Origin of the sequence: Vibrio sp. T9 (genome assembly GCF_003123985.1) — a bacterium.
Classification (GTDB): Bacteria; Pseudomonadota; Gammaproteobacteria; order Enterobacterales; family Vibrionaceae; genus Vibrio; species Vibrio diabolicus.
In genome coordinates this window covers 1-13,124 of sequence record NZ_NIGY01000010.1, presented here as the reverse complement: position 1 = coordinate 13,124, position 13,124 = coordinate 1, and the positions used below count along the sequence as shown (strand labels likewise).

Annotated in this window: 16 protein-coding genes and 1 pseudogene; 9 read left to right on the top strand and 8 right to left on the bottom strand. The window is 38.6% G+C overall.

From position 1 onward, the window contains the following. Positions 1-207: 207 nt before the first annotated feature. The 5 genes from CBX98_RS19830 to CBX98_RS19810 form a co-directional block, all read right to left on the bottom strand. Complete coding sequence (locus CBX98_RS19830) at positions 208-1,524, bottom strand: MATE family efflux transporter (RefSeq protein WP_109170067.1); 1,317 nt, start codon at positions 1,522-1,524, stop codon at positions 208-210. Next, positions 1,521-1,796: a PqqD family protein gene (locus tag CBX98_RS19825; protein ID WP_109170066.1), complete on the bottom strand. Its 276-nt coding sequence runs from the start codon at positions 1,794-1,796 to the stop codon at positions 1,521-1,523. The genes CBX98_RS19830 and CBX98_RS19825 overlap by 4 nt, the downstream gene beginning before the upstream one ends. Further along, positions 1,793-2,902, bottom strand: a complete 1,110-nt coding sequence (locus CBX98_RS19820) for a radical SAM protein (RefSeq protein WP_109170065.1) — start codon at positions 2,900-2,902, stop codon at positions 1,793-1,795. The genes CBX98_RS19825 and CBX98_RS19820 overlap by 4 nt, the downstream gene beginning before the upstream one ends. A gap of 756 nt (positions 2,903-3,658) precedes the next feature. Next, positions 3,659-4,147, bottom strand: coding sequence for a hypothetical protein (locus CBX98_RS19815; RefSeq protein WP_109170064.1), 489 nt, complete (start codon positions 4,145-4,147; stop codon positions 3,659-3,661). Further along, complete coding sequence (locus tag CBX98_RS19810) at positions 4,144-4,953, bottom strand: winged helix-turn-helix domain-containing protein (RefSeq protein WP_109170063.1); 810 nt, start codon at positions 4,951-4,953, stop codon at positions 4,144-4,146. The genes CBX98_RS19815 and CBX98_RS19810 overlap by 4 nt, the downstream gene beginning before the upstream one ends. A gap of 546 nt (positions 4,954-5,499) precedes the next feature. Between CBX98_RS19810 and CBX98_RS19805 the strand changes: the two genes are divergently transcribed. The 8 genes from CBX98_RS19805 (at position 5,500) to CBX98_RS19755 (ending at position 10,979) form a co-directional block, all read left to right on the top strand. Then, positions 5,500-6,051, top strand: a complete 552-nt coding sequence (locus CBX98_RS19805; RefSeq protein WP_242446596.1) for an outer membrane beta-barrel protein — start codon at positions 5,500-5,502, stop codon at positions 6,049-6,051. Between the two features lie 72 nt (positions 6,052-6,123). Further along, entirely contained in the window at positions 6,124-6,339 is a 216-nt protein-coding gene (locus CBX98_RS19800) for a hypothetical protein (RefSeq protein WP_020332820.1), read from the top strand. 357 nt (positions 6,340-6,696) lie between these two features. Continuing rightward, entirely contained in the window at positions 6,697-7,263 is a 567-nt protein-coding gene (locus CBX98_RS19795; protein ID WP_005495314.1) for a hypothetical protein, read from the top strand. Positions 7,264-7,355: 92 nt separating this feature from the next. Continuing rightward, positions 7,356-7,835: an alpha/beta hydrolase gene (locus tag CBX98_RS19790; protein ID WP_109170061.1), complete on the top strand. Its 480-nt coding sequence runs from the start codon at positions 7,356-7,358 to the stop codon at positions 7,833-7,835. A 276-nt stretch (positions 7,836-8,111) separates the two neighbouring features. After that, positions 8,112-8,966 (top strand): LysR family transcriptional regulator, encoded by an 855-nt coding sequence (locus CBX98_RS19785; RefSeq protein WP_109170060.1) that lies wholly within the window; start codon positions 8,112-8,114, stop codon positions 8,964-8,966. A gap of 490 nt (positions 8,967-9,456) precedes the next feature. Next, on the top strand, positions 9,457-9,729 hold the full coding sequence (locus tag CBX98_RS19770; protein ID WP_109170059.1) for a DUF1778 domain-containing protein: 273 nt from the start codon (positions 9,457-9,459) through the stop codon (positions 9,727-9,729). Then, positions 9,726-10,223: a GNAT family N-acetyltransferase gene (locus CBX98_RS19765; protein ID WP_109170058.1), complete on the top strand. Its 498-nt coding sequence runs from the start codon at positions 9,726-9,728 to the stop codon at positions 10,221-10,223. Before CBX98_RS19770 ends, CBX98_RS19765 begins: the two co-directional genes overlap by 4 nt. A gap of 219 nt (positions 10,224-10,442) precedes the next feature. Beyond that, complete coding sequence (locus CBX98_RS19755; protein ID WP_109170056.1) at positions 10,443-10,979, top strand: hypothetical protein; 537 nt, start codon at positions 10,443-10,445, stop codon at positions 10,977-10,979. A 123-nt stretch (positions 10,980-11,102) separates the two neighbouring features. Here CBX98_RS19755 and CBX98_RS19750 read toward each other — a convergent pair whose 3' ends face one another. Next, positions 11,103-11,657 carry a YkgJ family cysteine cluster protein gene (locus tag CBX98_RS19750; RefSeq protein WP_053319305.1) on the bottom strand — a complete coding sequence of 185 codons (555 nt, stop codon included), beginning with the start codon at positions 11,655-11,657 and terminating at the stop codon, positions 11,103-11,105. 270 nt (positions 11,658-11,927) lie between these two features. On the opposite strand from CBX98_RS19750, the gene CBX98_RS19745 reads away from it, so the two are divergent. Continuing rightward, entirely contained in the window at positions 11,928-12,077 is a 150-nt protein-coding gene (locus CBX98_RS19745) for a hypothetical protein (RefSeq protein ID WP_109170055.1), read from the top strand. 195 nt (positions 12,078-12,272) lie between these two features. Here CBX98_RS19745 and CBX98_RS19740 read toward each other — a convergent pair whose 3' ends face one another. Both CBX98_RS19740 and CBX98_RS19730 read right to left on the bottom strand, forming a co-directional pair. Beyond that, entirely contained in the window at positions 12,273-12,884 is a 612-nt protein-coding gene (locus CBX98_RS19740) for a hypothetical protein (RefSeq protein ID WP_109170054.1), read from the bottom strand. A gap of 152 nt (positions 12,885-13,036) precedes the next feature. After that, a pseudogene (locus CBX98_RS19730) lies at positions 13,037-13,124 on the bottom strand (GNAT family N-acetyltransferase); the annotation flags it as partial.

The following is a 13,124-nucleotide window of genomic DNA, read 5'->3' as shown; positions in this document are numbered from 1 at the left end:
GCGGTGAACAGCGCTTCATGCGACTTCATGTCGCACGGACAGAAGTGAGTCAGCGCTTTTGCTAATTTAGCAATCCTTGACTTGCACTGATTATGGCAAAGTTATGTTCTCTTATGCCACGAGGGTGCATGTGTAGTTAACCTTCATTTAAGTGGCCCAATTCACCGTACTACTTCAGCTATTGCTTATCTTTTTAACTCAAGCTATTTAAGCTTGTGAGTACTTGTCTTTCTTATTTGCTCTAAAGCATGCTTTTGTACAGAAACTTAGCGCTAGAAGCACATACGTGGCTGATACAAGTGCAATGACAGTCTCAAACTCAAAATTGAAAGCTGTATTCCCTGCATAAATTAGCAGCCCCGAAGCTGGACACACAATACAGCATGCTTTTAGCACATAGTTTTCAAAGCCCAGCCCATTTAATAGATATCTAGCTATAGTTGCCAAGCCAATCATGAGCTGACTTATGGCAAATATTGCCACATGACTCATGCTATTCAATATCACAGGACTTTTGTTCGTTATAACCGACGGGGAAAGATCGCCTGACAGCCAGACAATAAAGCTATATACAAGCCAAACAATTACAAAGCTAACTAAGCTTATTTTGGCATATTTTGCTATCTCATCTCGATTGTCAATCTCTTTTCTTGTGATTATCAACAAAGCATTTCCATATGAATATGACAACATCACGATAACCATAAATATCGTAGTTAAAACCCCATAAGTTGCAGAGTTGACAACACCTGATTCGGATATCACTGCCAATATAAAGAAGTAGAATACTGTAAACTCAAACAAGTCTTGGACGAATAGATTTGAAAATAGCTTGATAACTGACCTAGAAACCGCTCTATCAAAAACAGGTCTTATTCTTATGTCTTTTTGTCTAAAAAATCCATATGAATAAATCACCAAACTTACACTCAGCCCTGCTAACGTTCCTATCGCAACTCCTATTGCTCCAAGTCTTGGAAATCCGAATTCTCCAAAAACTAAAACGTAGTTCACCAATACGTTTACCAATGAAGACACAATTGAACTGTAAGCGAGAATCTTTGGCTTTTCGACTGACTTGAAATACGAAGAGATTGTAAATATCAGTATGTTTATTGGTACTCCGAACGATAGAAGAACAAAAAACCGATATGCTATTTCTGCCACATCTTCATTCATCGAAAAGAAGTGCTTAAAAATATATTCGCCAAACAATATGCTGAAAACGATGAATAGCAAACTGATAGTCATCCCAATCACGAGTGAGGTATTAAATACCTTTTCATATTGTTTGTACTGCTTGTTCTCTAAGTGCTTTGCCCCTTGCATTGTTAGAGCCAAAGAAAATGTGCCGATAGAACCAATGATGTAATACATAATCGTATTTACTATGGTCACTACAGCGTAGCTCTCTATGTTGTATCTACCAATAATCGCGTTATCTGCAAATGTGAATGCAACACCAACAAGATAAGAAATGTAGATTGGTATCGATAAGCTGTGAAATCTACCTAAACTACTCATAACTGGATATGTTTGTGTTTTATCCCATACCCCTGAAGTTTGCTCAAAGTCTGCTTCAGGTCTGCCTCTAACACATCAAAGTCTGCTTCATAGATCGCATGCATCTTATTGATCGCATCGTCTATAACGATACTGTCATTTAATGCACAGACTTGATCGAACCCCACTTCATTTAACTTTATTATTCCTCTTTTGCAAGATATTACGCCAGAATTATCCTTATTCTGACGCATTTTAAAATTGCCATTAAAGTTAACAATATTCACCTTCATATGATGATTTCTCCTTTGGTGTTCTTGCAGCGCAAGTCACTACCAAAAATGCTATCTGTTGTGGCTTGAGCGCAAGCTCTGCATCCACCTTTGCATTTGGTTAATAGATTGCAGGATTTACACTCGCCCTCAATGTCACTCAAACCGGTATCTCTTAGAGTTTTAAACGTATCAGAGTTATTCCATATATCCTGTAAAGAGTTTTCTAATATATTCCCTGCCTTGAACTCCGGTATTGATACCATCAAGGAACAACCATAAACATTCCCATGACCATCTATCGCCATGCTAGTTTTCCCCGCAGTACAGCCAAATGAATCTTCAGAAAATGGCTCGATAGTATTCTCATCAACCCATGCAGATAGCAATTCTGGTCGATCTTTGTTAAGCAACGGAAGATAGATTTCCCATGGATGATTTGACTCACCTGTAGATACAATTCTTAGATTTATGGGCAGATCCCCATTTAATTTATCAGTACTTAGTCTGACAAGTAGTTCAGCCCATTTGCCGAAAGGCACTATATAAGCACTGCTTGCTGAACCTACAGATGCTAGCAGCATAATTGAGGCCGCTTCTATGCCTTGCTCATTGATAAACTCAAGGGTTTCGTACAAATACGAGTAGTTAACCGCGGTAAGTGTGATAATTGCTTGAATCGGTACCTCGTGTTTTTGCAGCAGAGATATGGCTTTTTTCATTTTATCAAAAGCGCCACTGTATCCTCTACATCGGTCGTGAATCTCAGCATTTGGACCATCTATACTAATGCAAACCTGGTTAACATTGGTTTTAGATAATTTTTCCGCTACTGACTCGTTAATCAAGCTACCATTGGTGTTGATGTAGTATAGAAAATCCAATTCGTCTGCAACTGACAGAATCTCGAATATGTCTTTTCTTAAAAAAGGTTCACCACCTTCAAAGCTAACTCGCAGCACATCCATTTCATCCAATTCATGAAGAGCTTTGGTAATCGAGTCTAAACTTAATTGGTGAGTTTTTTGTTTTCTACTATTAGAAGAAGCTGAACAGAATTCACAGCCAAAATTGCAATTAGGGGTAATTAGAAAATCACAATAAATAGGGTTCTCGACGACATTCATCTTTGTTGCTCCTAACTTTACGGTCTGCAAAATAGCAGACCGTTTTTTATAGTGGATTAGTGTTTGCCCCACTCACCACCGATTGCAACTACAGGCTCTTTATATTCCTTTTTCATAATATATACCTTCTTTTTTTCTAAAATGACAACGACACTGTTGACGCAACCACCATACCCAACAAGTTGCACTTACCAAAGCAGAGGCGGCTAAATTTTATGCACATTTCACAAATCTATGAAAAATAATTAACCATGTTTGATTTCAATCAAATATGGGGCTTTTAAGCAGAGGTATTTGAATTCAGGAATAAGAAGTGACTTATGCGAATCATACTTAAATAGAATCTGAAATTAGGCAAACAAGGAAGTTACGTCGAATTTATCCCGTGATACATCATGGGGTTCGTAAACTTAAATCAAAGATGGATAACTTTTCGTAGGGAAAACGCACATTAACAGAATACGAATGAGCTTTTATTCTGAATGATAATGGGGCAGAGTCGTGTTTCATGCCCCGTCGGCACACCTTTGGACAAAAATGTGCCCGAGCATTTGCTAAATTAGCAAGGGATTGATAATTAAAGGCATGAAAAGTCGCTTAGCTTTAGTATAGATGGTGCAACTTTAACGCTGACGGGTTTTGTTTAAATATCATCGAATATACCGCTACGGATCAGTACAGTACGAAATGAGCTAAATCAAGGAATGACAGGAACGCTGGCTCCTATCAATTACTTTAGGCCGCATAAATAATACTCTACTCCATACAACGAGCAATGAGCTTTTCTACATCGTAATAGCAGAAGAAGTTATCGATTAGTATATATTGATACCGACGCGGTTTGTAGACATCAATACCCAAAAATGACTTTTGAATCTGGCTGACAATAGGAGACGTGGATGCTGTGAAGACAACTTTTTTATTAATATGGTCGGTATCTTCAACTTGATTTGTTTTTGATACAATAAGTCCATTTTTCAAGTACATTTCACCATCGATAGAAAACGTACTGTATTGATTTTCTTTATCGACATCCGTTATGGTAATAATAGAAGTGTATTTCATTTCTTTCGCAAGAAAATCAGCATTGGTATTCAGTTCAATTCGATCTTCTCCTTTAGTGATAATCACCTCACTTCTTTTGAAGTAACCGTCAATAGGCGAAGTTTTTTTGTCTAAAGGGAATAAGGTATAGGTGATAGTAGCTACAAAAAAAATCACGTTTAGCCATTTTAAATAATTCATAACTTACACCCCTTCTCATTCAACTCGCTAACAATCTTCTCAATATCGTCACCTGAGAAAGAAACCAATTGATCATTTACCAAACAATCTATTACTACCCGATCTCCTGACGAGTTGATAAACAAAATATTCTTATTTTCATGTTTCGCTAACTTGAGGTCTTCTTCTATATCTTGAAATCTAAGAAGCATTGATTCTTGACTACTCTTCACACTTTCCAGCTGAGCCAATACTTGGCTATCACCAGTAAAAACCGCAATATAATCATCGTTATTTATTACATTTACCTTGGGAGGTTCTAATCTGGTATGATTGAAGAAGAGTACGATTAGAAGAAGAGCAATGTTTACAAAAAGAAGTGGGTATAATGCAATTTTAGATACAAACAATTTGGTTCTATTAATCTTGGACTCACTGAAAGCATCCAGTAACTCTCGTGAACTATCTTTCGTGATCGTGTCAGTAGACTTTTCTTGATTAGTGTTAATGTCAATAAATTTAATTTTATCAACTTGAACAACATAGCCTTTGTTTTTCTCATTGGATATAACGTCGATTTTGGTATGGTTCTTAAATATTTTTCTTAGATTAGCGATAGAAACCGGAACTGAGTTTTTTGAGACCAGCTTTCCCGGCCATCCAATTGACGCCAACTCATCTCTAGAGAAGAACTTGCCTTTATTGTTCAAAAAATGGCTTAATATGACCGACTCAGCATAAGAACACTTATACCGGGTCTCATCAACGGTAATAAAGTAGCTTCCTCCTTCTTCACCACAACTGACTTTGATATCTTTAACTTCCATTTCTCTCTCTTCTTTCTTCCATTTGATATAGTGATTTAGCTGAAACTCGAATAGCCTCTACAGACCTATACCATAGCCTATCATTAAGCACTAACTAAATTAGATCAATCGATAACATCGAGTCGTTCCAGCTTTGCAACGCCATCAAGAGTCAAGAGAAGATACGCTTGATCATGAGGGCTGCCGTAATAGTAAGATTATTTAAATGTTGTGTTCTACCACGTTTGGCTTGCTTCCACTGAGGCACCACATCTTCATCAATCAAAAGTGTGTGTGAAACACAATCGCATTGTACAGGCTCCAGTAGTGTTTTTGTCGCAAGATTTCAACAACAACGGACTCCATTTATCAATAAAAACGACTTAACTTAACTATCTGTTTTTATTTGGTTTTAATATTATTAATTTTAATAAAGATACATTATCGAGATACCTATTTAGCATTCACTCCATTGAAGGTGATCAATCAGCTTGTTTAAAAATGATTTTTGATTGTGGCTGGGGAGAACCTGCTAAAAATAATTATGAGTTATTAAAGGTAATGATAATGAAAAAATATTTAGTGATTGGTGCTGCTCTCAGCGCAATGAGCCTTGGTGGAGCTTACGCAGGTGAACTTAGCATCGGACTGGCTGGAGAAGGCTTCTCTTATGATCAGCCTAATGCTGGAGATGTTAGTGTTTCTACATCTGGCGTTGTAGTTCATGGTGATGCAAGCCTAGGTGACACAAACTTCGTAATCGGCGCAGAGACTTTCATCTCAATGCAAGGTGATGTCGAATCTGATCAATGGGATGATACTGGTGACGGTGACCTTCGTACGTTCAAAGCTATTATAGGTTATGATTTTAAGTTCTTCCAAGACACGTTCAAAGTCACCCCTGTGATCGGTTACCAACTCGGAAACGGGAAGTTGGATTACGACAGTTATGAGCTCGACGGTTTCGTAGCAGGTATGCGTGCTGATTATGCTATCGACGAACGTTTATCTGTCAACGCTGGCTTTTTGGTTGGCAAGAGCACCATTGACTTTGATGATGCAGACTCATTCGATGCAACATCAGGTAGCTTGTCATTTGGACTTGGCTACAACTTCTAACCCATACTAAATGTCGTTCTACTGTGTGTCATTTAAGAACACTGTTAACTAAACTCCAATAGGAAATTAATAATGAATAAAAGCCTGTTTACAATTATGTTTTCAATCTTATTTGTTAGTCTTACAGGGTGCTCCGCGCTAAAAGAAAAAGCCGCTAATGCTAGCACGGAGCGTGCCGCTAAGTTCTCGAATGAGGAACTGTGTGAACACTTTAAGGAAGACACCAATATTTACTATATGGAAGCAAACAAAGTCGAAGTAAAGAAAAGAGACCTAACCTGTAATTAATCGATAATCTTGCAGCCCTCAGAGTGGGTATCTCTTTTACGACATTAACAGTATTGATAATAACAAGATCAACCGGAAAACAAAAGCTAAAAACGTACTCATGAACCATTATGAAAATTAGTTAAGTTAACGCCCAGTTTAGTCGCGATTAAATCATTACTCTAGACTGGAAGAGGTATTTTTATCAGGAAAATATCACAAGCATTTATTATTTAATTTTCAAATAGTTTGACACTATCAAGTTATTCTTCTAAAGGTTATTAAGACTTGGTAAACATTGACTTAAATCCGGCATATTAATCTTATTTTAATAGGTTATTTTCTTAAGTCTAACTAATTGACAAAGGTATAAATAATATGAAAAAATTAATTCTCGCAGCGGCAGTTTCAGGTGTATTGGTAGGTTGCGGTTCAGATGATGTAGAGAAAGCTCTTTCCACAGAATTATCTAGTTTCGAAGCTAGAAATGCCGCAGAGGACATTTTAGAGGCAACCAGTTTACTGGTTAAAGATATTTTAGCTAAATGTAACATTACAGCAAGTACAGACACATGTAGTCAAAGCTATGATCCTGATGCACTCGATGACTTTGATGGTAATGAAGCAGGCTTAGAAATCACGACTAGCAACAGTGTCATAATGTTAACCTCAAATGATTCAGGTAAGTATTTTGAATATTCGCCATTTTTAGAAAAGTTGCGTATTTCATATTCAAGTGAGGGTGACTTAGATCACTACCTTAAAATAGATATTAGTAATTATCCTTCGATTAAAGTGGACTTCGACGCTCACAATATTAATGATGATGGCAATTTTGGCTCTTCAGCAGAAACGTTAGATTATGACTTTAATGGTACAAATCAACTTAGTGGGAAAATCAGCGTGTCTAAAGATGACTTTACTTGCTCGGATAACGACTGTTAGGTAATTTTTGCACGGGAGGTTACGATTAACCTCCCTAAAACTTATTTATATCCCTACCCACACTCTCTCTACAATCCGAAGTAGATAACACCATGACTAAGTCTGTTGGGCACCCATTCGGTCTACTAAGCATGCCTGATATTCAACAACGTGAAATGTCATGGTATTTCTTCTTTTTCCAATTACCCATGGCTCAAGACCTCCTTGCGGCTGAAGATTGGAAGCTCTTTAAAGAGTGGGTACGAAATCACCCAGAATGGAGCCAGTGGAAAGAAGTCTTTAAAGAAAGCAAAGATATCATTCCAGGATTAAATTGGTACCGCAACGCATTGAATTTAGAGAGCCCGATGAAACCTGAAGATTTGGGTGTAGTCCAAGCGCCTTGCTTAGGTATCTGGTCTGAGCATGACTACTACTTGGGAGAAAAACAAATGAAAGACTCCATACACTTCATCGGTGAAAATGCCAGCTTTGAATTTGTTCGGGTGAATGATGCCACTCACTGGGTACAACTCGATAAACCTCAAGAAATCAATGAGGTTGTTCTTAAATTCACGTCTAAGCACCGTTAAAACACAACTCCAAGTGCAAATGCTATGGTTACAAATTAAGCCAGAAGACTATGTCGCTGGCTTTCTTATACCCAAGTAACCTAGCTCCGAGCGCGGTACAAAATGTTATCAATTATAACCGTTTGCAAATTGCGTATTAATTCTCAAGGCTAATTTCTCTAGTAACCCGTGTTAAGTAGTGAATAAACTATTTTTAAAATATTCATTCTTACCGCTTAGCACTTCAACTGCCAAGGTAGCCTGCTGTTCTGTCTTTGCAATATAAGGTCAAATATAATGGATTTGAACTTAATCAATACTTTCCTTGTTGTCGTTGAATATCAGTCTTACACCAAAGCGGCGGAACAATTAGGGGTAACACAACCAGCAATTAGTGCATCGATGAAACGACTAGAACAACTTTCTAACAAAAGTCTTTTTGTTAGAAAAGGGCGAAATATTGAGTTGACCTCAACCGCACACCACTGGGTTCCATTATTTAGACTAGCATTAGCCATAATTAATGATGCTGTCATTGAGCAAACCACATTTCAAGTCTGCTGTACCGAACCCTCTGTTCCGAAGCTGACCGCGTCACCAAGCTTTTCGTTACATTGCGCCCCTATTTCGTCCCCTTCCTTACTTGACGATCTTCGTCTACACAAAGTGGACTTGGTTATTGACAACCTCCCCATTAAAGAAACCTCATTTGTATGTGAGTTGGTATACGAAGAGCCAGTTGTGGTGATTTGCCGACAAGGACATCCACGTATCACTGGCAGTAAATTTAACTCATCAATGCTCTATGCCGAACAACACTGTGTATTGGTTGATACGGAATATCGGGCAGTGAATCTTGGTGGGGCGCTCCTCGACCCTACACAACATTTACACATAGGCATGACAACCTTATCTCTATCTGGAATGGTACTGAACGTATCTAAGCTAGACTACCTTGGAATCTTGCCACTCTCTTTTCCTAGAGAGTGGCAAGATTCTCTTAAACTACAAATATTGCAATGTCCCATAAAAAGTCAATCTATTGGTTATAATATGATTTATCATAAAAGAGATGAACATAATGTTGCCCACCAAAAACTGAGAAGGCAAATTCGTCACGACCTCGTTCAAAACTTGATGTCTTGTCGCTAGCAGAATCTTTAAACTTTCAGCATGCTCCAATGATACGCTGCACATTATTCTGTTTACTCGAATCCTATCAAAACCATCATATTTATATAAACGAGGTTCTGATTCCGTTAGGGCGAAAGTAACCGTATTTTCTAGACCTTTAACTTCAAAACCTTGATCTTGCAGTAACAAGACGACATCCGTAGCACTGCATGAACCTAAAGCCGACAATCACCATCCCACTTTATATTAATACTCATACTTCCATACTTTTTGATGTCACTATTGTTGATTGCACTTAACGCCCAATTAAGGTGCGAAGCACGCGACTAAAGTACTTCATTTTACCACCGTAAACACTTGGCTAAAACCAAACCAAAAATGCCAAGCGCGCTGAATCACTCCTAAATTGTTTGTTAGTTTGCGTGCCAAAGTGACACAGAGATTGCTTATTGCACACTTTAAGACCATAATGCACATGTGACATTTTGACACAATAGGAGATAACATTATGGCTACTACTTTGCCTCGCATCACCGCTAGAGTTGATGTCGATACACAAGACTTACTGACTAAGGCTGCCGCGATAGCCGGCATGTCTAGCATCAACTCGTTTGTTCTAAGCGCTGCAATCGAAAAAGCTAAACAAGTCATCGAACGTGAGCAGGCTTTAAAACTGAGCCAAGCAGATGCGATGTTGCTCATGGAAGCTTTAGACCGTCCTGAAACACAGAACTCAAAACTAAAAGCTGCTGCTGATCGATATGAGAGCAAGATTCAATGATGAATACGGTACTTCTAGATAAAGCTAAACACGATAGAAACCGATTCAACTGTGGCATCGAAGCTCTCAACAATTACTTAAAAGTAATGGCGAGTCAGCAAGCAAAGAAGGACAACACCAGAACGTTTGTTTTGGAAGATGATAACGACAACTCACATGTCATAGGCTTTTACACGCTTACAATGACGCCAATTGAATTAAAGGCATTGCCCGATAAGTTACAAAAAAAGCACCAATCATCCACCTCTGGTGGTCTGATTGCCCGTCTTGCTGTCGATGACCGATACAAAGGGAAAGGCTTTGGTGAGTGGCTGCTTATCGACGCACTCAGAAAGCTATTAGCCGCTAGTGATAGCGTTGCATTTCCAGTTGTTATCGTTGATGCCAAAGATGGAGCAAAACATTTCTATGAACGCTATGGTTTTCAAGAATTTCAAGATGCTGAAAACAAACTCTTCATCACCATCGCAGATGTGAGAGCAAGCTTAGGCTAGTTAACCGCTAGCCTTTAGCAAACTAACACCCTGCTAAGGTGTGAGCAACGCAATACCGAAGCCATCGCATACCACCTTAAACATTAAACACAACGCACAGTAAAACTGCCACGCGTTGCGAATCACTCTTAAACAGTTTGTTAGCTGAACTTTAGCTACGTGCTTGACTAAAACTTAGCCAGTGGGATACTAGACTAAAAATTTCAACTAAGTTTCAGTATGTTAGATAAGAATTTATTTCTCAACCCAATGTTTATTATTAGTGCTAGCATTTCACTTGGTTCTGCCTTAGGTATCCAAACATTCTCTGATATCGACTCTGGCAACGTTGGAAAATTTACGTTGGAGCTAATGCTATACATTACAACTATCACTACAGGAATTGCTGGGAGCATAGCATGTATAACAAATCTCGCCCCAATAAGCTCACTTGCGGAAAAAATTATGATGAGCAGTTTGAAGGCGTTTCTTGGCAGTGTGTTTGGCATGATCGCAACAGCTTTTGGTCTACTAATTTACGCATTTTATAGTCAATCATGGGAATCCATAAAAATCGGGAGCATAATCATTTTGTATATGGTAGTAGTATTTGCGATCCCACCAACCTTGTGGGTTAAAACGACAAAAGAATTTGCAAAAGAATATGCTAACAATTGGTATCACAAGCCAAAATGGAAAATTGCACGCCTAACTCTTTACTCAGGTATGATCCTATTAGGCTTTATGGGAGTTCACGGCATGTTTGTAGTTAGCTAACGCCGCGTTAAGTAGTGAGCAACGCTACCACTGAACCTAAACTATTGTGCCGTAAACACTAATTTCGAAGCAAACCGAAAATGCCAAGCGTTGCGAACCTGCCTTAAACGCTTTGTTATGCCTCTAGCCAAACCATGCTCGAATATCTTTTACTTCACTACGAGCTGCAATTGCGTAAAAAGCATTAGACAACTCAGAAAACTCAATCATGGGAACCTCAACATCAAGGTTTAAGTCTGGATGACACCAATGTTCAGATGGCATTACGGATACTTGTCTTCTACAAACAAATGGACGAACAGAATAGACTGAGCACTTATTGTCGATAAGAAAAGTACATGAAGATCCGTGATAATCGGGCTTACCAACAGCAACCGATTTATTTAGAGCCTTCCCTGTGTACTCAGAAATAAGCTCAGCTTCAAGTTTAGTAATTGAAACGTTTATTTTGCAACAATTCCCGCAACCCGCTTTACACGAAGTAACTGGAGAAAGTTTATTGGTTAATTCTTCCGTTAGTTTGAACAACTGCTGCAATTTATTAATGTCAGAATCAGAACTTTTCGCCTGCTTTTTTGCAATTTTGTCTTCTTTTACCAAAAGCTTCCTTGGAATTAGGGTCTGTATTCTAGAAATATTCTTTTGAGCGACTTTTGTATCTGCTGCCAAATTTCTCATTTTTCCTCCGTGAGGCATAACGCCGCGTTAAGGGGTGAACAACGCGATGCCCCCCCACTTAAACCATTGTGCCATAAACACAAAAGCTAAACTTTGAACCAAAACTGCCAAGCGTTGAGAATCCCTCTTGAACGCTTTGTTATGCGATTGGCTCACGACAATGAACTTTAGTTATTACTTATATTGACATATGCAACTTTGCTTACTATTTGTTAATTCGGTCATTTATGACTGGGAAGCAACTTAAATCAATTAGGAGAATACAAGCATATGGCTGTGAAACATACACCAACAGGAGTCGTACATAAGGGCGTTAAAGGCGGAAATACTGGCTGTGGTAGTGATACCAAGAAACACTCAGACCATTGGCAAAATTCACATGAACGTATTACGTGTGATAAAAATGGTTGTAAAAACTAGCCGATATTCACACCTAACATCTTGAACATGTACTTTGGGGCATTATTAGTGCCCTTTTTAATCCTGTCGCATAACGCCGCGTTAAGTAGTGAGCAACGCCCCCTACCTAAACCTTTGTGCCGTAAACACTCAATTCAAAGCAAACCAAAAATGCCGAGCGTTGCGAATCTGCCTTAAACGCTTTGTTATGTGTTTTTACCCGAGGTTCTCGTCGTATAAGGCATAGATATCTTCACCAGCACTTTGTCTTTTGATCAAGTTCTGAACTATATCGTATGTACCATTTGAGCTCGCTACGAAGGACCACTCGTTGAATTGCATTACATATTTTTCTATTGTTGGCGGTTTAACTCCAAACTGTTCGGCAACCTTTTCTATCGGCGTTCCCTGCTCCAGTAGGAGTTTTGCAGATTGCCAACGCCCAACCTTATTTGCAGTAGATATTAGAGCCTTATTTCTTGATCGAAATTCCGCTATTTTTGCCCTTTGCTCTTGGTATTGCTCTGAGTAAGTATCAAGAAATTCACTACAAGACTCACTGGAGTTCAATACTTCGTCTGGTAGGTCAAGATTTAGTGCTTTCGCAATTGACTTCGCATAAGACTCTTGGCGATGTGTTGGTGGCTTTTTATCTTCAGGAACGAAGCTTCTTAGTATATCGATGATTTGTTCAGCATTGTAACTGTACAATTTTAAGTCATCTGCTTTTGCATGCTCTGATATTATATTGTACAAGCTAGATGGAATTTCAAAACTGATCCTGGCCTCACCTACTACGATTTCAGCAATTGATACTTCATTGCTCATATTGTATTAAACCTCCGTAATTCAATTAAACACATAACGCCTTGCTAAGGTGTGAGTAACGCAATACAAAAGCTACCGCACAGCGCCTTAATCACCATAAGCCACCGCATAGTAAAAATGCCACGCGTGCCGAATCACACTTAAATTGTTTGTTATAAAGCGGACTCTACGTTAAACGCCTTTTCTAACCACAACGAGCTAATATACTGTCCATGTTTCTTGGCATACTCATTGAAAACA